Origin of the sequence: Candidatus Clostridium helianthi, from assembly GCF_045310795.1 — a bacterium.
Classification (GTDB): Bacteria; Bacillota; Clostridia; order Clostridiales; family Clostridiaceae; genus Clostridium; species Clostridium helianthi.
The window spans coordinates 141206-167605 of sequence record NZ_JBJIAB010000003.1 but is presented as its reverse complement, the minus strand read 5'-3'; the positions used below and the strand labels follow the sequence as shown (position 1 = coordinate 167605).

The 26400-nt window shown below is 29.7% G+C and carries 21 protein-coding genes and 1 pseudogene; 20 read left to right on the top strand and 2 right to left on the bottom strand.

Going from position 1 to position 26400, the window contains the following annotated elements; translation table 11 throughout:
• Window positions 1–412: 412 nt before the first annotated feature.
• The 11 genes from ACJDTP_RS03815 to ACJDTP_RS03765 all read left to right on the top strand — a co-directional run bounded on the left by ACJDTP_RS03815 (window position 413) and on the right by ACJDTP_RS03765 (window position 11695).
• Window positions 413–1429, top strand: coding sequence for a LacI family DNA-binding transcriptional regulator (locus ACJDTP_RS03815; RefSeq protein WP_017210104.1), 1017 nt, complete (start codon window positions 413–415; stop codon window positions 1427–1429).
• 257 nt (window positions 1430–1686) lie between these two features.
• Window positions 1687–2763 (top strand): BMP family lipoprotein, encoded by a 1077-nt coding sequence (locus ACJDTP_RS03810; RefSeq protein WP_406760550.1) that lies wholly within the window; start codon window positions 1687–1689, stop codon window positions 2761–2763.
• Between the two features lie 194 nt (window positions 2764–2957).
• Window positions 2958–4508: an ABC transporter ATP-binding protein gene (locus ACJDTP_RS03805; RefSeq protein ID WP_017210101.1), complete on the top strand. Its 1551-nt coding sequence runs from the start codon at window positions 2958–2960 to the stop codon at window positions 4506–4508.
• Window positions 4483–5610, top strand: coding sequence for an ABC transporter permease (locus ACJDTP_RS03800; RefSeq protein WP_078114632.1), 1128 nt, complete (start codon window positions 4483–4485; stop codon window positions 5608–5610). The genes ACJDTP_RS03805 and ACJDTP_RS03800 overlap by 26 nt, the downstream gene beginning before the upstream one ends.
• Window positions 5600–6484 carry an ABC transporter permease gene (locus ACJDTP_RS03795; protein ID WP_077869562.1) on the top strand — a complete coding sequence of 295 codons (885 nt, stop codon included), beginning with the start codon at window positions 5600–5602 and terminating at the stop codon, window positions 6482–6484. Before ACJDTP_RS03800 ends, ACJDTP_RS03795 begins: the two co-directional genes overlap by 11 nt.
• 210 nt (window positions 6485–6694) lie before the next feature.
• The gene (gene deoC / locus ACJDTP_RS03790) at window positions 6695–7345 is read left to right on the top strand and encodes a deoxyribose-phosphate aldolase (protein ID WP_406760549.1); all 651 of its coding nucleotides are present in this window, start codon (window positions 6695–6697) and stop codon (window positions 7343–7345) included.
• A gap of 74 nt (window positions 7346–7419) precedes the next feature.
• Window positions 7420–8133: a purine-nucleoside phosphorylase gene (gene deoD, locus ACJDTP_RS03785; RefSeq protein ID WP_012060299.1), complete on the top strand. Its 714-nt coding sequence runs from the start codon at window positions 7420–7422 to the stop codon at window positions 8131–8133.
• A gap of 228 nt (window positions 8134–8361) precedes the next feature.
• On the top strand, window positions 8362–8709 hold the full coding sequence (locus ACJDTP_RS03780) for an arsenate reductase family protein (protein ID WP_406760548.1): 348 nt from the start codon (window positions 8362–8364) through the stop codon (window positions 8707–8709).
• A 116-nt stretch (window positions 8710–8825) separates the two neighbouring features.
• Window positions 8826–8954 carry a hypothetical protein gene (locus ACJDTP_RS03775; protein ID WP_264646316.1) on the top strand — a complete coding sequence of 43 codons (129 nt, stop codon included), beginning with the start codon at window positions 8826–8828 and terminating at the stop codon, window positions 8952–8954.
• A gap of 345 nt (window positions 8955–9299) precedes the next feature.
• On the top strand, window positions 9300–10367 hold the full coding sequence (locus ACJDTP_RS03770) for an HD-GYP domain-containing protein (RefSeq protein ID WP_406760547.1): 1068 nt from the start codon (window positions 9300–9302) through the stop codon (window positions 10365–10367).
• Window positions 10368–10666: 299 nt separating this feature from the next.
• The gene (locus ACJDTP_RS03765; RefSeq protein ID WP_406760546.1) at window positions 10667–11695 is read left to right on the top strand and encodes an alpha/beta fold hydrolase; all 1029 of its coding nucleotides are present in this window, start codon (window positions 10667–10669) and stop codon (window positions 11693–11695) included.
• A gap of 69 nt (window positions 11696–11764) precedes the next feature.
• Here ACJDTP_RS03765 and ACJDTP_RS03760 read toward each other — a convergent pair whose 3' ends face one another.
• Window positions 11765–12238, bottom strand: a complete 474-nt coding sequence (locus ACJDTP_RS03760; protein WP_406760545.1) for a hypothetical protein — start codon at window positions 12236–12238, stop codon at window positions 11765–11767.
• A gap of 260 nt (window positions 12239–12498) precedes the next feature.
• On the opposite strand from ACJDTP_RS03760, the gene ACJDTP_RS03755 reads away from it, so the two are divergent.
• The 5 genes and pseudogenes from ACJDTP_RS03755 to ACJDTP_RS03735 all read left to right on the top strand — a co-directional run bounded on the left by ACJDTP_RS03755 (window position 12499) and on the right by ACJDTP_RS03735 (window position 20267).
• Window positions 12499–13842 carry an alpha-amylase family glycosyl hydrolase gene (locus ACJDTP_RS03755; RefSeq protein WP_406760544.1) on the top strand — a complete coding sequence of 448 codons (1344 nt, stop codon included), beginning with the start codon at window positions 12499–12501 and terminating at the stop codon, window positions 13840–13842.
• A gap of 99 nt (window positions 13843–13941) precedes the next feature.
• Window positions 13942–15915, top strand: coding sequence for a type I pullulanase (pulA, locus tag ACJDTP_RS03750; RefSeq protein ID WP_406760543.1), 1974 nt, complete (start codon window positions 13942–13944; stop codon window positions 15913–15915).
• Between the two features lie 28 nt (window positions 15916–15943).
• A complete protein-coding gene (locus ACJDTP_RS03745) occupies window positions 15944–16714 on the top strand; it encodes a DUF4931 domain-containing protein (protein ID WP_012060291.1) in 771 nt (256 codons plus the stop codon).
• Window positions 16715–16947: 233 nt separating this feature from the next.
• Window positions 16948–18689 (top strand): annotated as a pseudogene (locus ACJDTP_RS03740) (ribonuclease J).
• A gap of 402 nt (window positions 18690–19091) precedes the next feature.
• Complete coding sequence (locus ACJDTP_RS03735) at window positions 19092–20267, top strand: DegT/DnrJ/EryC1/StrS family aminotransferase (RefSeq protein WP_406760542.1); 1176 nt, start codon at window positions 19092–19094, stop codon at window positions 20265–20267.
• A gap of 94 nt (window positions 20268–20361) precedes the next feature.
• On the opposite strand, the gene ACJDTP_RS03730 is transcribed toward ACJDTP_RS03735, so the two are convergent.
• Window positions 20362–21183 carry a hypothetical protein gene (locus ACJDTP_RS03730; RefSeq protein WP_406760541.1) on the bottom strand — a complete coding sequence of 274 codons (822 nt, stop codon included), beginning with the start codon at window positions 21181–21183 and terminating at the stop codon, window positions 20362–20364.
• A 189-nt stretch (window positions 21184–21372) separates the two neighbouring features.
• Here ACJDTP_RS03730 and ACJDTP_RS03725 point away from each other — a divergent pair, with 189 nt between their 5' ends.
• The 4 genes from ACJDTP_RS03725 to ilvD all read left to right on the top strand — a co-directional run bounded on the left by ACJDTP_RS03725 (window position 21373) and on the right by ilvD (window position 26234).
• Window positions 21373–22533 (top strand): MerR family transcriptional regulator, encoded by a 1161-nt coding sequence (locus tag ACJDTP_RS03725; protein WP_406760540.1) that lies wholly within the window; start codon window positions 21373–21375, stop codon window positions 22531–22533.
• A gap of 159 nt (window positions 22534–22692) precedes the next feature.
• Window positions 22693–23460, top strand: a complete 768-nt coding sequence (locus tag ACJDTP_RS03720) for an IclR family transcriptional regulator (protein WP_406760539.1) — start codon at window positions 22693–22695, stop codon at window positions 23458–23460.
• 84 nt (window positions 23461–23544) lie between these two features.
• Complete coding sequence (locus ACJDTP_RS03715) at window positions 23545–24432, top strand: dihydrodipicolinate synthase family protein (RefSeq protein WP_406760538.1); 888 nt, start codon at window positions 23545–23547, stop codon at window positions 24430–24432.
• A 65-nt stretch (window positions 24433–24497) separates the two neighbouring features.
• Entirely contained in the window at window positions 24498–26234 is a 1737-nt protein-coding gene (gene ilvD, locus ACJDTP_RS03710) for a dihydroxy-acid dehydratase (protein ID WP_406760537.1), read from the top strand.
• Window positions 26235–26400: the final 166 nt, after the last annotated feature.

The following is a 26400-nucleotide window of genomic DNA, read 5'->3' as shown; positions in this document are numbered from 1 at the left end:
GGAGTGGTTAAAGTATAAAAATACTTTAAATCACTCCTTTAATATATACCTAGAGAAGAATGAAATAAAATTATATTAATAAAAAAAGTTTGTAAATATACATATCATAATTTATACTAGTATAGACATAGAATGGCTTAAACTGAAGATAAATGGCATGTAGTATTGATAAATATTATAGTGAAATCAATAAAACTATGAATATTGACATCATATTCCTAATATATTATTATAAGTGTGGAAGCGATACCATAAATAGTTCGACTTAAAAATAACTTGGCTTAAAGCCTTAGAAATTAAGAATTCAAGTTATAAATTAATCTAGGTTATAATAATAGTATTTCACGATTTAGTTTTAATAATGTAATAAATTTGGATGAATTATGAAAAAAATTTGACGAGGTGGGGTGTTATGTCAGTTACTATAAATGATATTGCAAAAAGGGCTAAAGTATCCTCGGCAACAGTTTCAAGAGTTCTTAATAATTCAGGTTATGTAAAAGAAGAAACTAGGCAAAGAATATTAGTCGCAATAAAAGAAATGAATTATACACCGAGTGCAATTGCAAGAAGTTTGTCGAAATGCGAGACTAATACTATAGGAGTTATCGTTCCAGATATAACTAATGCATATTTTGGAGAAATTATAAAAGGAGTAAGTGAGAGGGCGGAAAGAAATAATCTGAATATAATTTTGTTTAATACAGATAATTATTTAGAGAAGGAAGTGCGTGCTCTTAAATTGCTTAAAGAACAAAGAATTAAAGGAATTATAATGACCCCAGGATTTGGTGAAGAAAAGTTCAATGAAAATTATATTAAAACAATAAATACTTTAAATATTCCTATAATATTAGTTTCGGCTGATGTTAAATTTACAAAGTTAAATGGAGTTTTTGTAGATAATATAAAAGGTGGATTTGAGGCAACAAACCTGCTAATTAAAGAAGGTCATACTAAGATTGGAATAATGACAGGATTATTGAGTTCAGAACCAGTAATGGATAGATTAGAGGGCTATAAAAGAGCGCTAAAAGAAAATGATATTGATTTTTGCAGTAAATATGTTTTATATGGAGATTTTAAATTAGATAAGGCATATGAATTAACTAAAAAATTACTTAAAGAAAAAGACCGTCCTACAGCATTAGTTGTTTGTAGTAACATGATGACGATGGGAGTTATAAAAGCTCTAAAAGAAGAGAATAAGGATATTCCTAGGGACTTGGCTATAGTGGGATTTGATAAAATTGACTTTTTAGATATGGTAGGATTAAATATTACATATATGGAAGATTGCCCAATTGAGCTGGGCAGGTCCTCCATGGATATGCTGTTTGATATTATTAGCAGCAATGAGGATGATAGTGTAAGAAGAAGAATCATTGCACCACAAATTGTAGTTAAAGGTTCAGAGAAAAAGATATAAATTTATATATACGCTGCAAAAGTAATTCTTCATCATAATTTAAAAAAAGATTGCAAGAATTTTAGTGGTAATTGTGCATTGTGAATTACAACATATATACATAGGCACAAGTAAATACATATTCGTAATATTAAAGTCAACATATTATAAATATAATTAATTAGAAGAATATTTATAATAATTGTTTTATTAAATTTAAATCGTGGATATTATCCATGAGTTTAAATATTAATTCTTATATTTTAGGAGGAAGGTTAATGAAAAAGAGATTATTATCATTATTAGCAGTTTCAGCAATAACAGTAACGCTATTCGCTGGATGTGGATCAAGTGGAAGCGGTACTAGTACAGCTGACAAAGGAAGCAGCAATGCAAAAGAATATCAAGTTGCTATGGTAACTGATACAGGTGGGGTAAATGACCAATCGTTTAATCAATCTTCATGGGAAGGCCTACAAAACTTCGAAAAAAACAATAAGGGTGCAAAAGTTAGTTACTTAGAATCTAAGCAAGAATCTGATTATGCTACTAATCTAGATAAAGTTGTAGATAGCGGCAATAAATTAGTTTGGGGTATTGGTTTTGCAATGGCAGATGCAATAGCTAAAGCGGCAAAATCAAATCCAGATGTTAACTATGCCATAGTTGATAACTCATATGTAGATCCAACAACTGGTGAAGATAAAACTCCAGCTAATGTTACAGGAGTTATGTTTAAAGCACAAGAACCTTCATTTATAGTTGGATATATAGCAGCTAAAACAACAAAAACAGGTAAAGTTGGATTTGTTGGAGGTATAAAAAGTGGGATTATAGATCAATTCCAATATGGATATCAAGCAGGTGTACAATATGCAGCAAAAGAATTAGGTAAGGATATTACTGTAGATGTTCAATATGCTGAAAGTTTTTCTGATGCATCAAAGGGTAAAGCAATTGCAAATAAGATGTTCTCTTCAGGATGTGATATTGTATTCCACGCAGCAGGTGGAGTTGGTGTAGGTGTAATTGAAGCAGCTAAGGAAGCAAATAAGTTTGCAATAGGTGTTGACCGTGACCAAGCATATTTAGCTCCTGACAATGTATTAACATCAGCATTAAAACTTGCAAATGTTGCAGTTGAAAATCTTTCAAAAGAAGCTATGAGTGGAAATAAAATTGGTGGTAAAACTTATACTTATGGATTAAAAGAAAATGCTGTAGGAATTCCAACAGAAAATAAGAACATGGATCCAGAAGTTTATAAGGCAGCTATGGCAGTTCAAGACAAAATTAAGAACGGTGAAATAGTTCCACCTTATAATGAAGATACATTTAAAAGCTTCGGTAAATAAGGATAATTAAATAATATATATGTGTGGCAATGATAAATTTACATTTAAGGTTCTAGAAAGCTATGTGCAATGGCTTAAGGCTAAAATGTAAAAAATGAATTGTAATATATATGGCAGATATGAAATAGGGATGGCTTTGCTAGCTAGTGATTCACTGTTAGCAAAGCATATTATTAATTAAGGGAGGACTTGGTATGGAAATTAGCAAACAATATGCAGTGCAAATGCGTGGAATTACAAAAATGTTTGGTTCATTCTGTGCCTTAGATGATATCAATATAGATATTAAAAGAGGTACAATTCATGCACTATTAGGAGAAAATGGAGCAGGTAAGAGTACACTGATGAATATACTTTACGGATTATATCAAGCTGACCGAGGAGAAATATATCTTAATGGTGAAAAGATAAATATTAAAAACCCTAATATAGCCATTGAAAATGGAATAGGAATGGTTCACCAACATTTTATGTTAGTTGAAAATTTTACAGTAACACAAAATATAGTATTAGGTAGTGAAATTACAAGTAAATTTGGCATATTGGACATGAAAAAAGCCCGCGCGGAAATATTAAATATTGTTAAAAAGTATGGATTAGAAGTAGATCCAGATGCAAAAATTGAAGATATCTCAGTAGGTATGCAACAGCGTATTGAAATATTAAAAGCATTATATCGTGGAGCTGATTTATTAATATTAGATGAACCGACAGCAGTACTTACTCCTCAGGAAATTCAAGATTTAATAAAGATTATGAATAATCTTGTAGCAGATGGAAAAACAATAATTATAATTACACATAAATTAAAAGAAATAAAGGAATCTTCTGATGTCTGTACAATAATACGTAGAGGGAAATATATCGATACTGTTAATGTTAAAGAGGTAACAGGATCAGAGCTTGCCACTATGATGGTTGGTCATGCAGTTAAGTTAGTTGTTGATAAAGAGCCTGCAAAGCCAGATGAAGTTGTCTTTGAAATAGATAATTTAACTGTAAAAGATGAAAGAAAGTTAGATGCAGTTAAAAACTTATCACTTAAAGTACATAAAGGTGAAATTGTTGGTATTGCTGGAATTGATGGCAATGGACAAAAGGAATTGATTGAAGCGATTACATGCCTAACAAAATGTGAAAGCGGTACCATTAAAATAAATGGAGTAGAGATACAAAATACTACAACAGAAAATGTTATTAAGAATAAAGTATCAACAATACATGAAGATAGACAAAAGCGAGGACTTGTATTAGATTTCAGTGTTGCTGATAATGTAGTTATAGAAAAATATAAAAGCGAACCATATTGCAAAAATGGTTTCCTAAATAAAGACGAAATTATATCTCATACTAAAGATATGATAAAACAATATGATATAAGACCTGACAATTGTGAATTAATTCCTGTTAGAGGTTTATCAGGAGGAAATCAGCAAAAAGTTATAATTGCAAGAGAAGTAGCTAATGATCCAGACTTATTAATTGCAGTGCAGCCAACTCGTGGACTTGATGTAGGAGCAATTGAATATGTTCATAAAACATTAATAAGGGAAAGAGATAAAGGCAAAGCTGTTCTTTTAGTTTCATTTGAACTTGATGAAGTTATGAATGTTTCTGATACTATAGCTGTAATTTATGCAGGGACTATTGTAGATACATTTAAGCAGGGAGAAGTTGATGAAAATACAATAGGTTTATTAATGGCAGGAGGTAAAAGAAATGAAAACAGTGGCAAAGATTCTTAAAAAACCAGTTACTTCAACATTCATTGCAATATTTTTTGGTTTTGTAGTTTCTGCAATAGTTCTTGGTATTGCAGGATATAACTCAATAGATGCTTTTAGCGCACTTTTTAATGGAATTTTTTCCAAACCTAAATATATATCTAATACAATTATTAAGGCTACGCCTATTATTTTAACTGGTTTAAGTGTTGCATTTGCCTTTAAAACAGGATTATTTAATATTGGAGCAGAGGGTCAATATATAATAGGCACAATTGCATCAACTATAGTTGGGATAAAATTAAATTTGCCAGCAGTATTAGAAATTCCTTTAGTAATTTTAGCTGGTGTAGCTGCTGGAGCAGTATTTGGTGGTATTGTCGGAATTCTTAAGGCGAAATTTGGAATACATGAAGTTATAACCAGTATAATGCTGAATTGGATTGCATTATATTTATCTAATTTCGTTGTATCAACAGATGTATTTCACCAACCAGATTCAACAAGTACCTATATGATCAATGAATCTGGATTTACTACTATACTTGGCAATTGGAAGACATCTGATGCCGGAATGGAATTTCTTTCTCATCACAAATGGTTATCAGAAGTTTTGTTAAAGACAGATGTTAATATTGGAATTATTGTTGCTATTATAATGGCTGTAGTTATATCGATTTTATTATATAAATCAGCAAAAGGATATGAATTACGTGCAGTTGGTTTAAATAAAGATGCGGCAGAATTTGCTGGAATAAATGTTAATCGTAATATAATTCAATCAATGGTAATTGCAGGTGCATTATCAGGTCTTGCTGGAGCACTAGCTATTACAGGCACAGCACCTCATAAGCTATCAACTATGGCTGCTTTTGAAAATAACGGATTTAACGGATTATCAGTTGCATTAATTGCAGGAAGTTCACCTATTGGTTGTATATTTGGAGGATTGTTATATGGTGGATTACTATATGGAGGTCAATCTGTACAATCTGCTATAGGTGCACCATCGGAAATAATAAATATAATGATAGGTACTATTGTATTTTTCGTAGCATTAACTAAAATTGTACCTGCTTTAGCTGATAGACTTTTAAAGAGAGGTGAAAAGAATGTTAAATAGTATTGCACTATTAATAGGTATTACACTAATGTATTCAGCACCGTTAATATTTGGAGCATTAGGTGGAGTTGTTTCTGAGCGTTCTGGAGTTGTAAATATCGGAATTGAAGGTATGATGACTATAGGTGCATTTACTGGTGCGGCAGTAGGATATTATTCTGGAAATGCATGGCTTGGATTTTTAGCTGCAGGAATTGCAGGGGGAATAATGGCTTTATTACATGCAGTTGCATCTATAACATTTAATGCGGATCAGACAATATCAGGTATTGCTATAAATTTATTGGGTGCAGGCTTCTCTTTATTTACATGTAGGTTATTATTTGAAGGAGCTACTATGACTAAACCAGTAGTTACTAAATTACCTAAAGTATTTGGAGTAGATATTACAGTTTTTATAGCACTTTTAATTACAGTAGTTATTTGGTTTATTTTATATAAAACTAAATGGGGACTACGTATTCGTGCTGTGGGAGAGCATCCAGCAGCTGCAGATACTCTTGGAATAAGTGTAACTGCAACTCGTTACGTGTGTGTTATGATTTCTGGAATACTTGCAGGGTTTGGCGGAGCATCAATGACTCTTGCAATAATAGCACAATTTACTCCAACAGCAATCAGCGGTCAAGGCTTTATTGCATTAGCAGCAGTTATTTTTGGTAAATGGACTCCACATGGTGCATATGGAGCTTGCTTATTATTTGGATTTGCTCAGGCATTAACAGTTGTATTAGGTGGCGGAAACTTTGCTATTCCTTCGCAAATACTTGCAATGCTACCATACATTCTAACAATTGTAGTATTGATTCTTTTTGTAGGAAAATCAGTTGCACCAAAAGCTGATGGAGTTCCATACGAAAAAGGTACTCGTTAATAGAAAGAAGAAACATTGTTATTTCACAGGACTGCGAAAATTTCGCTGAAAGTGCTGAGTGTTAATTCAAATTATAGTTATATATATGTTGCAGAATAATTCTACATCATAATTCTAGAAACATTGAAAGAATTTTAGCCGTAATTGTGAAATGTGCATTGTGAATTGTAACATATATAGTTATAAAATAAATTTAAGGAGTAATGAAATATGAATATAGCTAAATATATAGATCATACAATATTAAAACCAGAAGCAACAGTAGAGGATGTAAAAAAATTATGTAAGGAAGCTAAAGAATACAATTTTGCTTCAGTTTGCGTAAATGGATGTTATGCAAAATTAGTAAGTACTGAACTTATGGGGACTGATGTGAAGACATGTGTAGTTGTTGGTTTTCCATTAGGTGCAATGACAAAGGAAGCTAAAGCTTTTGAAACAAATCAGGCCATTGAAAATGGAGCTACTGAAATAGATATGGTAATAAATGTTGGCGCATTAAAAGATAAAAATTATAGCTTACTTAAAGAAGATATAGAAGCAGTTGTAAATGCAGCTCAAGGAAAAGCGTTAGTTAAAGTTATTATTGAAACATGTTTATTAACTGATGAAGAAAAAGTTAAAGCTTGCGAAATAGCTAAAGAAGCTAAAGCTGATTTTGTTAAAACATCAACAGGATTTTCTAGTGGTGGAGCAACTAAGGAAGATATTGCTTTAATGAGAAAGACTGTTGGACCAGATTTAGGTGTGAAAGCATCAGGTGGAGTTAGAGACTTTAAAGCTGCTATGGAGATGATAAATGCTGGAGCAAGCAGAATTGGTGCTAGTGCTAGTATATCTATAGTTAGTGAAAGCAAATAAATTATTATTATGAAATAGTTTAAATATATTGATCATTAATTGAAATGATTTGGTTAAAATTATGGAGGTAAAAAATGAGTGTTCATATTAATGCACCTGAAGGTGCTATTGCAGAAAGCGTATTATTACCAGGAGATCCTTTAAGAGCAAAGTTTATAGCAGAAAACTTTTTAGAAGATGTAGTTTGCTATAATGAAGTTAGAGGTATGTATGGATTTACAGGAACATATAAAGGTAAGAAAATTTCAGTTCAGGGAACAGGAATGGGAATACCTTCGATTTCAATATATGCAAATGAATTGATACAAAGTTATGGGGTTAAAAATCTTATAAGAGTTGGAACATGCGGTGGATATAGCGAAAAAGTTAAGGTTAGAGATCTTATAATAGCTATGTCTGCATCAACAGATTCAAATCTTAATTTAGTAAGATTTCAAGGTAGAACATTTGCACCAACAGCAAGTTTTGAATTATTGAAACCAGCATACGATATAGCAGTTGAGAAAGGTTTTGATCCTAAAGTTGGTAGTATATATAGCTCTGATGTATTTTATGGTGATGATGATGAAGATTGGAAGAAGTGGGCTAAGTTTGGTTGCTTAGGAGTAGAGATGGAAGCAGCAGCGTTATATACAATTGCAGCTAAATTTGGAGTTAATGCATTAGCTTTACTTACAGTAAGTGATCACTTTGTAACTGGAGAAGTTACAAGCGCAGAAGAAAGACAATTGACATTTACAAATATGATGGAAGTTGCTCTAGATACTATAGCAAAAATAGAGAATTAATATCAAAGAGTTAAAATAGTAATTTGAAAGAGAAGATCCTTACTTGAGGTTAGAGATAATGATATGCTAGTAATTAGTGTATAATTAAGAGTAAGGATTTTCTTTTGTTATAATGGGAATTTTAAATTGTTAATACACAATATAAAGTCAAAGTATAGTTGCAATAGATTGGAGTATTGTGTAAGGCGACTTAAAGAAAATTAAAATGAAAATAGGTGAAATGAATTTATGAATATACAAATATTTGGAACTAAAAAATGCTTTGATACTAAAAAAGCAGAAAGATTTTTTAAAGAAAGAAATATAAAATTTCAGTTTATCGATTTAAATGAAAAACCTATGAGCAAAGGTGAATTTAATAGCATAATTAAAGCAGTGAGCATTAATGAATTAATAAATACGAAGGCAAAGGAATACGTAAAATTAAACTTTAATAATATACGAAGTTCAGAGATTAAGGCGGAATTATTATTAAAAAATCAAAAAGTTGTAAATACTCCTGTAGTAAGAAATGGTAAGGAAGCAACAGTTGGATATAAAGCAGAAGAATGGAATAGATGGATAGAAAATAACTAAAATAGTTTTTGAAAATTATGCTACTATAACAACAGTTTCTATTTGATGTCATGTATACTATAGAATTTTTTTAGAATACTAAAATTGAGATTATTTTAGAAAGGATATGAGTAGTTATGGCAAAAGAAGGAATGATTAGACCAGAACCAAGAAATAAACCCAAAAAAAATGATGTTAAAGATGTTCCAATAGAGATACAAGGAAAAGCTAAGACTGGGAATAAGAAAGCATCTCCTATAGAATAATGTTTGTATAAACAGAGTCTTGTTAGAAGAGACATAATGTAAGGATGGAAGTCAAATTTCATCCTTATATTATATGTTTATATTTTCTCCTTGTTATGGAAATGCTAGAATTCAAAATAAATTAAAACTTATTTTGACAAAATATAAAAGATATAGAATAATATAAATAATAAATAAATTTTTACTCGAATATTGTTTTATAAGTCTAATATAATCTTACTTATATATTATTATGGTTCTTATATATTTAATTAGGGGATTTTTAATTTTTAGGTTATGGAGATAGATATATATTCTGTCTATACTTAGAAGCATAAAATTTGTTATATGATGGGTGTGAGTATTATGGAGAAGAATACAAAAGTAATAGGCTTTAACCAGTTAAAAGAAGGAATGGTAATAGCAAAAAATGTAGAGCAAAATGGAAGTATACTACTTAAAAAAGATATTTCAGTAACTCAACAAATTATAGAAAAAATAAAAAAGTTATATGTTATCGGAAATGTAGAGATATATTGTGAAAATACAGCTGCAAAAAGCAGTGAAATAGAATTAAAGAAAGAGACACAATATAAAAAGATTGAAAATGAATTTAATGAAATTTCTTTAGCATTAAGAAAAACTTTTAGACAACTTATCAATAACAATGAAGAAGCTCTAAACGAAGTGAGGGAATTTTCTAGAAAAATTCAAAATGAGATACAGCCAGGTAGTTTAGTTATAAAGAATATAGTTCTTTATGGAAGTGGAACAGATTCAATATATAGACATGGAGTAAATGTAGCAGCACTAAGTGCGCTTATAGGAAAATGGACAGGATTAGAAAAGGCAAAATTAAATTTATTAGTATATTCAGCAATTCTTCATGATTTTGGAAAAACAAAAATAGCAAGAGAATTACTAATGAAAGAAGTAGGATTAACACAAAATGAATTTAATACAATAAAAACCCACGCTCAGAAAGGATATATGGTAATAAAAGAACTTTCATTTTTGGACAAGGCTGTGAGCTATGGGGTACTGATGCATCATGAAAGATTAGATGGATCTGGTTACCCACTTGGGTTAAAGGGTGAGGCTATACATCCTTTTGCAAAAATAATTGCCATAGCTGATGTATTTGATGCAATTAATTCTGATAGAGGATATAAGAAGAAAAGGCTTCCATTTGAAGCATTGCAAATAGTTAAAAACGAAAGTTTAGGAAAACTGGATTACGAGTATGTAAAGATATTTTTAGAGCATGTTATAGATTATTACACAGGTGAAGAGGTATTATTAAATACTAATGAAAAATGCAAGATAATACAGATGAATGTAAATAATTTGGAAAAGCCTTTGATTTTGAAGGGCGAAGAGTTTATAGATTTAGAAAAAGAAAAAAAATTATATATTAAAGAGATATTATTGTAAAATAGAAAGTTTATAGATTTTGTACTATTATTAAAATATGGTTAGAAATTAATACAAGTTAACTAGAAATAAATAAATTTGAAATAAAAATGTGATAAATAGTATATAATAAGGTAGTTGTTTTAAAAAATTTCTAATAAGTAAATTTTATTTAAAATAGTTACCTTATTTTTGTATGTAAATTTATAAATTAATCTATATTTTAACTTGAAATTATAATAGATTTAAAAGAAGTGATTTATATTAATAGTTAAGATAAATTTTGATTCCAAAATTTTGTAGTTGGGGAGGGGAAGATTATGAATGAAGATAACTTAGTGCTAACAGCATCTTCATACTCAAATTTTAAGGATAAGTATCTTGAAATATATATTTCACAAGATAATTATAAGGAAAAAATGGTAAATATAGTTGAACCTTATCTAAAGAAGAATCTAGAAAGCGGCTATATTCTAGGAGCAAATGATTTAAAGCTTTATTACGAAAAATTCATTGTAAAGAAGCCAAAAGCTAATATAGTTATTTGCCATGGATTTGGAGAATTTACTGAAAAATACAATGAACTAATTTATTATTTTATAAAGGAAAATTACTCTGTTTTTATTCTTGAACATAGGGGACATGGTAGATCACAAAGACTCGGGATGGATAATTATCAGATTAACGTTGAAAACTTTGATTATTATGTAGAAGATTTCAAAAAGTTTATAGATGAAATTGTTATTCCTGATAGTAGTAATAAGAAGTTGTTATTATTCGTACATTCTATGGGAGGATGTATAGGTACTGTTTTTTTAGAGAAATACAATAATTATTTTAGTGCGGCAGTATTAAGTTCACCAATGCATGAAATTAATACTGGGAAAGCACCTAAGATTTTAGCAAATATTATTTCTAAAGCAATGAAGGTTTGTGGAAAAGGAAATTCATATCTTCCAGGCCAGAAGCCATATGTTGAAAAGAAGGATTTTTACAGTAGATCGACTAGTTGTAAGGAGCGATATCAATATCTTTTGGAAAAGATTAAAAAGAATGATAATTATCATATTGGTGGATCATCAGCTTTATGGTATATCGAAAGTTTAAAAGCAACTAAAGAATTAATTAGAAGGAAGAATATCTCAAAAATAATGGTACCAATACTATTATTTCAAGCTGAATATGATACACATGTTATTCCCAAAGCACAGAATATATTTGCGCATTATGCTAAAGATTGTAAGGTGGTTCGTATGAAAGGCTCTAAGCATGAATCGTATTTTGAAAGAGATGAAATAGCTTTTTCTTTTTTTTATAGGGTGTTGTCATTCTACGAAAATAGCATCTAATAATAATAAACGTTAAAAGAACAAATTCTATCAATTAGAGTTTGTTCTTTTATAAGCATAAGATATACATTATCTTAGAAATTGACTAAGTATATCTTTCGTTGAAAGTTTGTTACCGTTAATAATATCTGTATAATCTTTTAATCGTGCATTTTCTTCATCGGTTAAATTCTCATTAGAACGTTTTTTTTCAACTAAACTTTTAAAATCTGTATAGTCCTTATCTCCAAGTTTTCCTTTGATGATAGAATCTATAAGTGAATGTAAAGTTTTCTGTTGCTCTTCTGAAAGATCCTGACCTTTATCTTTACATTTCTTTAATTCAAGTAATTCTTTTTTTTGTTTAGCAGAAAGATATTTGTAATTTTCCTCTCCAAACACATTAAAACCATTAGATTTATCTTTATGAGCATAGTAAGTTGAAATCTTTAAGCCGCCAAGTGAATAAGAAGCTGCACTTGCAACTGTTGGTTTAGGAAGAAATGTTAGGCAATTTATTGCCAATAAGAAAGTTGTTATGTATTTTATAGCTTTTGTATTCATTTTTATACCTCCGTAGATATTTAATTTCAATATGTAGTATGTGATAAAAATAATAATAATATTTATATAAATTTTCTTATTATAGAAATAAAATATATAAACTTCCAATATGTATTTCTAAATATGGAGAGTTTTTATATAATTAGGAAGGATATAAATATAGGGACTCCTAAAAATCAGGTTTATTAATTTATAAACAGGTGATGTAAAAAAATGGCGTCAAAGTGGTATAATGTATATAAACTAAAGGGGATGAGATTATGAATTTATGGATTAGAGAAAGTATATTTTATCAATTCTATACACTTGGATTTTGTGGTGTTTTAGAACCAGGTAAAATATATGACAAAAAAAATAGGTTAAATAAAATTGAAAAATGGATACCTCATTTAAAGGAAATGAGAATTAATGCTGTTTATTTTTCACCAATTTTTCAGTCGAGTTATCATGGTTATGACACCAAGGATTACTACAAAGTTGATGAAAGACTTGGAACTAATGAGGATTTTAAAGAAGTATGTGAGCAGTTACACAAAAATGATATAAGAATAATCTTAGATGGGGTATTTAATCATGTGGGAAGAGAGTTTTGGGCATTTAAAGATGTTCAGATAAACGGAGTAAATTCTAAGTATTGTAGCTGGTTTGCAGATTTAAATTTCAATAGCAAAAGTCCAATGGGGGATGAATTTAATTATCAAAGCTGGAATGGCTGCTATGATTTAGTCAAACTTAATTTGAAAAATGAAGAAGTTATAAATCATTTGCTACAGGCTGTAAGTACATGGATAGATGAATTTGATATAGATGGGTTAAGATTAGACGCAGCTGATAGCATTGATTTTGAGTTTTTTAAAGTTTTAAAGAGATTCGTAGAAGGAAAGAAAAAGGATTTTTGGCTAATGGGTGAAGTTATTCATGGAGATTATAACAGATGGGCAAATACAGAAAGTCTAGATTCTGTGACAAATTATGAATGCTATAAGGGAATTTATTCAAGTCATAATGATAAGAACTATTTTGAAATTGCATATTCATTAAATAGATTATTTGGCCCAGGTGGAATTTATAAAAATTTATGTCTATATAACTTCGTTGATAATCATGATGTTAACAGACTAGCAAGTACACTAAAAAAACCAGAATATATATATAATTCATATATATTGCTTTATACAATGCCTGGTGTGCCAAGTGTATATTATGGGAGTGAATATGGTCTTAAGGGAGTTAAAGGAAATGGTACAGACTTACCTTTAAGACCAGAATTAGAATTTGGAAAAATAGATGAGCAAGATGATAAGTTATTTGAATTAATTAAAAAGTTAGGTAATATTAGAATTAATAGTGAAGCTTTAAAATATGGGGATTATGAACAAGTTGTTGTTAAGAATGAACAATTCATATTTTCTAGAAATACTGATAATGATAGAGTTTGTGTAATATTAAATTTATCTGATAAAGAAAGTGTTCTGGAATTTAGATTACCCTTTGAAAAAGGTATTGATTTACTAGATGAAAATAAAATAGTGATTAATGCTAATGGAACGAGCATAGTGGTCCCAGCATTTTCAGGTAAAATAATAACAGAATTAAGAAAGTAACATGGAGATAATCTACTAGAATTTAAGAATATACAGATAGGGTAAATATTATTTGCCTGCAAAACATTTAATAAAACTAGTAAAAGGGGTAATAATATAATGAATTTATTAGATAATGATTACAATAACTATGATGGGAATCTTGGTGCAGAATATTCTAAAGATAGTACAAAATTTATAGTTTGGGCACCAAATGCAAATAATGTTCGATTGGCGTTGTTTGGAAAGGATGAAAAGAATTATACAAATGCACCAGAAGAAATATTAGACATGAATCGAGGAGTACAAGGAACTTGGAACATAGAGGTCAAAAGAGATCTTGAAGGTGAATTTTACAATTACTTAATAATTAATAGTGGAAATGAAAGAGAAGTTGTAGATCCATATGCAAAATCCCTTGGGGTTAATGGAAACAGGGGAATGGTAATAGATCTTAAAAAAACAGATCCGATAGATTTTGATAAAGATAGAAAACCAGAGCTAAACTCTGCAACGTCAGCTGTAATATACGAGGTTCATGTAAGAGATTTTTCAATAAATGAGAATTCAGGAATAAGCTCAAGCAAAAAAGGAAAGTATACCGCGTTTTGTGAGCATGGGACTACAATTCCAGGAAAATATACAAAGACAGGAATAGATTATTTGATGGAATTGGGAATAACTCATGTTCATTTACTTCCAGCATTTGATTATGAAACTGTTGACGAAAGTAAACCAGATATGCCACAATATAATTGGGGATATGATCCAAAAAATTATTTTGCTCCAGAAGGATCGTATTCAACAAATCCTTTTAGCGGAGAAAAGAGAATTAGAGAATTTAAGGAAATGGTTAAAAGCATTCATGAAGCTGGACTTCGAGTTGTTATGGATATGGTTTATAATCATACCTATAAAAGTCATGAATCTAATCTTAATCTGGCAGTACCAGGATATTATTATAGACAGGATCAAAGTGGAAATTTCTCAAATGGATCGGGTTGTGGCAATGAATTAGCTTCAGAACGATATATGGTAAGAAAACTTATTGTTGATTCAGTAATTTATTGGGCTAAGGAATATCATATAGATGGATTTAGATTCGATTTAATGGGCTTACATGATATTGAAACTATGAGACAAATTAGAGCTGAGTTGGATAAGATTGATGAATCTATACTTATGTATGGTGAAGGTTGGACTGGAGGATGGACTCCATTAAGTAGTGAAGAGTCATCAGTAAAGCAAAATATAGTAAAATTTGATAAAATGCAGATTGCAGCATTCAGTGATGATACTAGAGATTCTGTTAAAGGTCATGTGTTTAATATAAATGAAAAAGGATATGTAAATGGTAGAACAGGGCTTGAAGAAAGTATTAAATTCTGTATTGTAGGAGCTATTGGTAAACAAGGTATTAACTATGATAAAATCATATACTCACGCTTTGCATGGGCAAATGAGCCTTATCAATGTATAAATTACATTTCAGCTCATGATAATTATACATTATGGGATAAACTATATTTAACTAACAGTGAATCTTCGCTAGAAAAACGTAAGAATATGAACAAGTTAGCAGCGGCTATAGTTTTAACGTCTCAAGGTATACCTTTCTTTCAAGCGGGAGAAGAATTTTTAAGGACTAAGAAAAATGACGATGGAAGCTTTAGTCATGATAGTTATAATGCTCCTGATAGCGTAAATAATTTAGAGTGGGATAGAGTTTTTGAATATAAAGAAATTGTAAATTACTATAAAGGTCTGATTAAATTAAGAAAAAAATATAAAGCGTTCAGAATGAATTTAAGCGAAGAAATTAGAAGGAATTTAACATTTTTAGAGTATGGAGAGGATTTCTACAAAGAAAATGTTGTTGCATATAAGATTGAAGATAATAGTGAGAAAAATTTGTGTAATACTATAGTTGTAATATTTAATCCAAATGATGAGGAAGCATTTATAGATTTAAAAGAATGTGGATGGAGCGTCCTTGTTAATAAGGAAAGAGCTGGAGTAGATGAAATTTACGCTATAGAGGGTAATAGTATAACTGTTCCTTCAAAGTGTGCACATGTATTAATTAAAAAATGATTTTGATGGAAGGTTTTTGGTGATATAAATGGGAAACGATAAGTATTTAGTATTTTTAAATGAAATTAATAAGGATAAACCAAATGAATTTAAAAAAATAAATATAAAGGAATGTCCGTTTTGTAATAGAGAAACACTTACAGATGTTATTGATGAAGACGGGCCATTTGTATTACTAAAAAATAAGTATCCGACTATAAAAGATACTTATCAATTAGTTATTATAGAAACGTATAATTGTAATACTGATATGGGACAGTATTCTGCAGAGTATATGGAGGATTTAATAAGATTTAGTGTTAAACATTGGTTAAGAATAGAGGCAAGCGGAGAATATAAATCAGTAATATTTTATAAAAACCATGGCCCCAATTCTGGTGGAAGCCTAAAACATCCTCATATGCAGATAGTAGGTCTTGATGATATTGATTATAAATTAAATATAAAAGATGATTATTTTGAAGGAATAGAAATTCATAAAAGTGATAATTGTTTAGTTAATCTATCACATAAACCATTTAATGGATTTACTGAATTTAATATAATTATAAGTGATGATTTATATGCGTTAAATGAGTTGGCATATAATCTTAGAAAGGTAGTTCATTACCTATTAAATAATTATTTCGTGAAGTGCGATAGTTTTAATATATTTTTCTATCATATAAAAAATAAAATTTTATGTAAGGTCATGCCAAGATTCAGCAGCTCACCATTGCTTCTTGGATATGGAATCAGACAAATATCAAGTTGTGAAAATGAAATAGCTGATAAATTAAAAGCAATGTATTTTCAGTAAAAATATTAAGATATTATTCCATGCATATTCAATATATTGATATAATTTATGGGCTTAATATTGAAATAATTTGATGATATTTAAAGACGAATATAACTATAAAAAGTAGCATTATAATTTTGAAATTATAATGCTACTTTTTAGGTTAAAATAAATTTTAAAGTTCACTTATATATTTAAAGTTAATTGCAAATAATTAAAGCATAGAATAAAAACTTTTGAGGTGTGATGATATGGAGAATAATGAAATTGGAATTAGTGAAACTAAAATTAATAAAAAAACAAAATCTAAACAAATTCCACTGAAGATAATCCCATTAGGTGGACTTGGTGAAATAGGAAAAAATATGACTGCTTTTGAATACGATAATGAAATAATAGTTATAGATTGTGGATTAGCATTCCCAGATGAAGATTTATATGGAATTGATATAGTAATTCCAGATGTAGCATATTTAATTAAAAATAAGGATAAAGTTAAAGGTATCTTTATTACACATGGGCATGAGGATCACATTGGAGGATTACCATATGTGCTAAAACAAATTAATGTTCCTATATATGGTACTAGGTTAACGCTTGGACTAATAGAAGGTAAATTAAAAGAGCATACTATGCTTAGTGATTGTACATTAAATGTTGTTGAACCGGGGGAACTAGTGAAATTAGAGCAAATAAAAATTGAATATATTTAGAGCAAATAAAAATTGAATATATAAGGAATAACCACAGTATACCTGATAGCTGTTCTATTGCGTTGCATACCCCAATAGGAGTTATTGTTCATAGTGGTGATTTTAAAGTGGATTTTACGCCAATAGATGGGAAGGTTATGGACTTACAAAGGTATGCTCAGTTGGGCAAGAAAGGTGTACTTCTCTTAATGGCAGATAGCACTAACGCCCTTCATAAAGGCTATACTATGTCTGAAAAAACAGTTGGAGAAACACTAGAAAATCTTTTCAGTAGGGCTACTGGTAGAATTATAGTATCTACATTTGCATCAAATGTTCATAGATTACAACAAATTAGTGATTGTTCAATAAAATATAACAGAAAAATAGCTTTTAGTGGTAGAAGCATGGAAAATATATCTGAAGTTGCTATGGAACTTGGATATTTATTTATACCAGAAGATATGATAATAAGTCTAGATGAAATAAAGAATTACCCAGATGATAAGCTAACCATTGTTACAACTGGAAGTCAGGGAGAGTCCATGGCAGGATTGTCGAGAATAGCTGCATCAACACATAGGCATATACAAATAATAGAAGGCGATATGGTTATTATATCTGCAAGTCCTATACCTGGTAATGAGAAGGCGGTATCTAATTTAATAAATGATCTAATAAAGAAGGGTGCCAATGTAATATATAAATCAATAGAAGATATACATGTTTCAGGGCATGCTTGTGAACAAGAATTAAGGCTAATTCAAGCTTTATTAAAACCTAAATTTTTTATACCAGTTCATGGTGAGTATAAGCATTTAATTACTCATGCTAAAATAGCAGAAAGTATGGGAGTAGACAAATCTAGGACATTTATTTTAGAAAATGGTGATGTTTTTGAATTAACTAGAGCTGCTGGAAAGGTATCAGGAAAAGTGCCATTTGGAAGAGTTCTTGTAGATGGTATGGGTGTTGGTGATATAGGAAGTATGGTTCTTAGAGATAGGAAAAATCTGGCAGAAAATGGTATAATTACAGTAGTTATAGCTATAGACATAAGAAATAAAATCATAATATCTGGTCCAGATATAGTATCAAGAGGTTTCGTATATGTAAGAAACTCTGAGGAATTAATAGACGAAGTTAGAAACATAGTTACTAACGTTGTAGAAAAATGCCTAGATAGAAATATAACTCAATGGGCAGAAATAAAGAATGGAATAAGAAGAGAAGTTGATAATTTTGTTTATACAAAGATGAAGAGAAAGCCAATGATATTACCAGTAATTGTTGAATTATAATTAGGTAGTTTCATAAAAAACAGAGATAATAAATAGTTAAAAGTTATTATTGCATATAGAAAGGCTTCTTAATTAAACAACCACCTATTTTTAGAAAAAACTAGTTTATAAATAGACTAGCTGAAAATGGTGGTTTATTTATTATTCTAAGATAAATATTTTTAACTTGACTCTTACCTAAGGGTGGAGTTTATAATAATATAAAAGAGAGTCTAATATAAAAGTTATTTCCTATAAATTACTTTTAGAGAGTCTATTATATATATGTTACAAAATAATTCTTCATCATAATTATAAAAATATTGAAAGAATTTTAGCCGTAATTGTAAATTGTGAAATGTGCATTATGGATTGCAACATATATATTAAAATTTTGTGCTTAAATTAGAGAGGATGAATTGTATGAAAAAGATACCATTTTCACCACCAGATATAACTGAAGAAGAAATAGAAGCAGTAGGTAATGTATTAAGATCAGGTTGGATTACTTCTGGACCAAAACTTGCAGAATTTGAGGAAGGAATACAAAATTATCTAAATGTTAATAAAGCATTAGCATTAAATAGTGCGACTGCTGCAATGGAACTAGTGCTTAAAGTATTTGATATAAAAGAGGGGGATGAAATTATTTCCACTCCATATACATATACTGCTACTTCAAGCGTTGGTATTCATAGAGGGATTAAACCTATATATGTTGATGTTAAAAAAGATACTTTTGAAATGGATATAGATAAAATTGCTGATAAGATTACAGATAAAACAAGAGTAATTATGCCAGTGGATATTGCAGGAGTACCGTTTGATTATGATGCTTTAAAGAAAGTTTTGAAGGATAAAAACAGAGAAGATATTATAATACTTTGCGATTCAGCACACTCTTTTGGTGCTAAATACAAAGGTAAACCAGTTGGATCTCAATGTGATTTTCACTCATTCTCGTTTCATGCAGTTAAAAATCTAACCACAGGAGAAGGTGGAGCCGTTACATTTAATGACAATCACTTTGGTGATCATGAGGATTTACTCAAATATATGAGATTTACTGCCATGCATGGACAATCAAAGGATGCTCTAAGTAAGCTAAAAGCGGGTGCATGGGAATATGACATTATAAATGATGGACTTAAGTGTAATTTGACAGATATAGGGGCAGCCATAGGTTTAGTTCAATTAAAAAGATACGAGAAAATGTTGGAAAAGAGAAGACAAATATTTAAGATATACAGTGATATTTTATTAAAAGAAGAATTTTCAATAATTCCATTTACAAAAGATGAAAATGGAACTGAGACATCATATCACTTATATCTTTATAGAGTTAAAGGATTTAATGAGAAAAAGAGAAACGAAGCTATTCAAAAGTTAGCAGATATAGGAATAGCAACAAACGTTCATTACAAACCGCTTCCTATGTTAACTCTATATAAAAACCTTGGGTATGATATTAAAGATTATCCAAATGCTTATGCACAATATGAAAATGAAATTACACTTCCAGTGTATACTACATTATCGTTAGAAGATGCTGAATATATAGCAAAAGAAGTTATAAAAGTAGTAAAAGAATTATTATAATTATTTTTATGAATATAAAACAGCCCATACAATGAGGCGGGCTGTCTTATATTTTTTTGAATCTGATGCAATATCTTAATATGTTTTTTAGAAGTTAAGCTATAGTCTCGGTAGTTTTATTATATGGATTATTATTAGGTTCTGTATCCAATTTACTATTAGTTTTATCTTTTGAACTTTTATCTAATTTATTAGTATTGTTATCTATGTCTTTTGTTTCTTCATTTAACTTATTGTCATCTTTATCTTTGATTTGTTTAAGAGCTAATTCTGTTTTAGCTTGAATGCGTTCAGCACTTTTATTTATGTCTCCAATCTTTTTAGAAATGGTCATGTTTATATTGGCTATGCTTGCGCCTATTTGCGATAAACGATTGTTATCGTAGCTGTTTTCGATATTATTTGGTTGTATATATTCAGCTTCTACTTTTTGCCTGTTTTTACTATCCTTTAATAAATGTATAGTTTTTTGTGAGCCACTAATCTTAATAAGTTCACCTAAGCTAGCAGAAATTATTACGTCGCCTTTGGTTTTATTATCATCTTTGTTAGACGTTTCTTCTTTAGCTTTTTTCTTTGAAATTTCATCTTGTTTCTTTTGAAGTTCTTCTTGCTTTTCTTGAATCTTTAGTTGTTGAATCTGAGAATCAACATCTTTTATTTTTTGATTTAATTCATCCATTTTAGCTTTTTTCTCTTTTGCATCCATTTCTTTAGCCATCAATGCTTGTTTTTCTTCTTTAAGTTCTTGTTTTTGCTTTAGAAGATTTTGCATCAAACCGCTTTCTTTTGTATCTTGTTTATTAGCAATACTAGAATTACCATTAACAACATTTTTATTTTTGTCATTGGTTGAATTAATATTAAGATTTCTGAATAAGTTGTTTCGATTTGAATTTATAGTTATACTGCTCATTGTCAACTTTTCCTCCTTCAATTATTTTATCGGAATTATATGGGAAAAGATAAGGGCATAACATATAAAACAGTTAATAATATTAATTAAAATTTATAGGAAAGGTTATGAAAGATAGTATCTCTTTAAAATTAGGGTTGACTATATCCTAAGGTAATGGATTAGAATAATGTTATGGAGGGAAATGAATTGAAAATTGGTGAATTTGCTAAAAAATCAGGAGTAACAGTGAAAACATTACTTCATTATGACAAAATTGGATTACTTAAGCCTAGTGAAAAAACTGATTCTGGATATAGAATTTACTGTGAAGAAGACTTATTAAAGCTTCAGCAGATTACAACCTTAAAATTCATTGGGTTGTCGCTAAATGAAATAAGTCATATATTACATGAAAGTGGAGAAAACCTAGAGAATATGATAAGCATTCAAAAGAAAGCTTTGGAAGAAAAGAAGAAACATATTGAGGCCGTAATTGATGTTTTTAATAAAGCACAAAATACGGCAAAGAAAAATGGTTTTCTAGATGCGAGTAATCTGATTGATATCATAAAAGTAACTAATATGGAAAGTAGGGTTAGGGAACAATATAAAACAGATAAGAACTTAAATATTAGAAGTAATCTTCATAGCTATAATGTAAATAAAATAGATTTTGACAAATGGTGTTTTAATCAGATAAGTTTCTCACCAAACGCAAATGTATTGGAACTTGGATGTGGAACAGGAAAGCTTTGGTTTAAGAATAAAGATTATATAGAGAATACTTTAAATATTACAATATCCGATTTTTCTAGAAGTATGATTAGAATCGCAAGAAATAGATTAAAAGATGTATATCATGATTTTAATTATGAAGAAATTAATGCTGAAGAAATACCTTATAATGATGAAACTTTTGATATAATCATCGCTCAACATATGATTTACTTTGTTCCAGATATAGAAAAGGCTTTAGCTGAGATACAAAGAGTACTAAAGTCTAATGGTGTATTTTATGTGACAGCTAATTCTTGTAATTCTATGAAGGAATTAAATAGACTTTCAGAAAATTTTGCGCCTAATTCTGGGTTAGATAACAATGGGTATTCAGAAAGATTTGACCTAGAGCACGGAAGAGGAATTCTTGAAAAATATTTTCATAAAGTAGATGTTGAAATTTTAGATGGTAAAATAATAGTAGATAAGGCTGAACCAGTAGTATCATATAAAGCTTCAACTATTCAAGGAAGTTCAATACTTGTTGGTGAAAAGAAAAAAGAATTTACGAAATATTTAGAAGAATATATTAAGAAAAATGGAGATATATCAATAACAACTAAAACATGTATGTTTAAAGCAGTGAAATAAGAATATTTAGATTTCAAAGTAGAGAATGTATTAGAAAAGAATTAATGGATAATATATTAATTTTATTCAATTATGAGATTGACAGAAAGAATAGCACAATATATAATGAATACGATAAATGGAATGGCGTTTTATATATGGAACAGTGGGGTGAGTTTTTTGAACACTGCAATTCTAAGAGGAATAGAAATTTTAAGGTTTGTTGGGCAAAGTGATGAACCTGTAACAATTGCTGAAATAAGTAAATATCTTAATATACCTAAGACCAGTGTATTTAATATAGTTAATGCATTGGTAAGTGAAAAGTTTCTATCAATAGAAAACATGAAACTGAAGAGTTATGAATTAGGGGTAGGAGTCTTTGAACTTGGAAGCTTATATTTAAATAAGATGGAATTAACTAAGATATCTAGTACTTTTTTGGAAAAGTTGTCTAATGATATTGGAGAAACAGTATTTTTAGCAGTAGTAAATGATAATGAACTTGTATATTTAGATAAGCATGAGTCAAAAGGTACTTTAAGAACAACTGGTAATTTGGGATCTAGAACATCAATGTATTCAACAAGTTTAGGTAAGGCTATTTTAGCAACTTATAATAGTGTGCAATTAAATAATTACTTTGAACAGATTACATTTATTCCTAAAACTAAAAGTACAATAACTAATAAAGAATGCTTAATGGAAAATTTAGATTTAATTAGAGAAAGAGGATACTCTATTTCTGATGAGGAAAATGAGGAAGGACTATTTTGTGTAGCTGTGCCTATATATAATAGGATGGGTCAAGCAATAGCAGCAGTATCCATTTCTACGTTAAAGATGAAAATTAATGATGAGCGTATTGGAGTGTGTGCAGAACTTATAACTAAAGTTGCACTGGATATTTCAAAAAAATTAGGATATAAAAAAGAAAGTTTATTTTAATTTTTGAGATGATTTTAGCAATCATCTCAAAAAAATAATCAATATATAGAATGGTGTTTCAAATATGAAACGCAAGGAGGCTTTATGTTTAAAGGAATTTATACACCAATAGTGACTATTTTCAATGAAGAAGGGAAGATTGATAAGAAAAGTTTAGAGATTTTGATTGAGAAATTAATAAAAGACGAAGTAAATGGAATTGTCATATTAGGATCAATTGGAGAATTTTTTAATTTTTCTTCTTTAGAAGAAAAAAAAGATTATATTAAGTTTGTATCTAAAGTTATAAATGGAAGAACAAAATTAATAGTTGGGACTGGAGATAACAATATAGAAGAAGTTATTGAATTAAATAAATGTGCAAGTGATGTAAAAGCAGATGCTGCTTTAATTATAACTCCATATTTTTTTGGTTTAGATGAAAATTATATATACGAATATTACTCAATAATAGCTAAGAATACAGAATTACCAATTATAATTTATAATTTTCCTGCTAGGACATCTGTAAACGTATCATATGAATTAGTGTTAAGATTAGCAAATGAATTTAATAATATTGTTGGAATTAAAGATACTACAGATTCTATTAGCAATATTAGAAGGTTCGTCCAAAAAGTTAAGAAAGTTCGTAAAGATTTCTGCGTAATTTCTGGGTTTGATGAATACTTAATACCTAATTTATTATCTGGAGGAGACGGCATTATAGGTGGATTAACCAATGTAAATGCGAAATTATTTATAGATACGTATAAAGCCGTTTTAGATAAAGACTTTGAAAAATTATTTATACTCCAAGATAAAATAAATAGATTGACTGAATTATATGATTTGACAAATCCATTTATAGTGGGACTAAAAGAAGCAGTTAATATATCTTTAAAGTTAGATATGAATACATCTATCAGAAATTATAATATTAAAATAAATGATGATATAAAAAAGAAAATAAAAGAAATTATTGAGAAATAAATAGATGATTATGTCTAGATTATACTAAATATTTAAAGTAATTAATTTTTGAAAGGAGATTTCTAATGTTAGAGAATTCTATAATACCAAAAAGTATTCCAGAGCGTAAGCTTTGGTCACAATTTGATTCACTTCAAATGGGAATGGATTGGGATGAGGAAGACATAAAAAAACCTCAAATACTTATTGATGATGTATTTGGGGATAGCCATCCAGGAAGTTCTCATCTTATGGGATTAACACATCAAGTAAGTATTGGTGTGTATGAAAAAGGAGGGCGTCCAGGACAATTTCACGTTACTGATGTTTGTGATGGGTGTGCTCAAGGGCACAATGGAATGAATTTTGTATTAGCTTCAAGGGAGGTTATTGCAGATATGGTGGAAATCCATGGATCATTTGTTTCATGGGATGGAATGGTCTTAATTTCTTCATGCGATAAATCAATTCCAGCTCACCTTAAAGCAGCCGCACGTATGGATATGCCAGCTATATTTGTTCCAGGGGGTAGTATGAGACCCGCACCATATATGTCTACATCCATTAAAGCTGGAGATATTTCATTAAGAGAAAAGAAAAAAGATGCTATAACTGCTCAAGAAGTTCGTGATTTTAAGTTGACTGGCTGTCCGTCTGTAGGAGCCTGCCAATTTCTTGGAACTGCAAGCACTATGCAGTGTATGGCTGAAGCATTGGGTTTAGCTTTACCAGGAAGTGCACTTGCACCTGCAACAATGCGAGATATAACAGCTATGGCTAGAAAAGCTGGTAAGCAAATTATGAATTTAGTTAAAGCTAATATTACTACAAAGGATATACTTACGCCAGAAGCATTTTATAATGCAATTGTTGTCCATGCAGCTATAGGTGGATCAACTAATGCAATGTTGCACCTTCCAGCTATAGCTCATGAGCTCGACATAGAATTAAAGCCAGAACTATTCGATGAGATCAATCATAAGATTCCACATATAGGAAACATATATCCTAGTGGAGAGTATCCAACTGAAGCCTTTTGGTTTGCTGGTGGTATTCCTATGGTGCAGTGGTTGTTAAAGGATTATTTAAATTTAGATGTACTAACAGTAACAGGTAAGACCCTAAAAGAAAATCTTGAGGATATAAAAAATGATGGTTTCTTTGACAGAATAGAAGGATATCTTCATAATTATGGATTGAATCGTGAGCAATTAATAAAACCAGTTGAGACAACAAAGGAAATGGGATCTATTGCAGTTTTGAAAGGAAATTTAGCTCCAGAGGGTGCCGTTATAAAATATGCAGCAGTATCAGAAAATATGATGTATCATGTGGGAGCTGCAAGAGTATTCGATTGTGAAGAAGATTGTCATAATGCTGTAATTGAAGACAAGATTAATCCAGGAGAAGTCTTGATTATACGATATGAGGGTCCAAGGGGATCTGGAATGCCAGAGATGCTTATGACAACAGAGGCTATAGTATGTGATAGCAGATTAAATGGATCAACAGTTTTATTAACGGATGGGCGATTTTCAGGAGCTACAAGAGGACCATGTGTTGGACATATATCGCCTGAGGCGGCAACAGGAGGGCCAATTGCGTTAGTGAAAGATGGGGATTTAATTGAACTTGATATAAAGGGACGAAAGTTAAATATCGTGGGAGTCAAGGGAAAATTATATCAATTGGAAGAGATAGATAAAATATTAGAAGAAAGAAAAGCAAATTGGAGTATTCCTAAAACAGAACCAAGAAAAGGGATATTTGGACGTTATACAAGGGGAGCTGTATCAGCAATGAAGGGTGCTTATTTAGAGTAATTATACAATAATAAGTATTTTGTAAACGATTGTTGATAATAGATTAATTTAGCATAAAATATCTGAACTTCATAGGGGAAAGTTAAAAATCAAAGTCTATTTACAGGTAGGAACACCTATGACAAATGGAATTATATCAGGAGCTTATTAATTTTTATGATTTAGA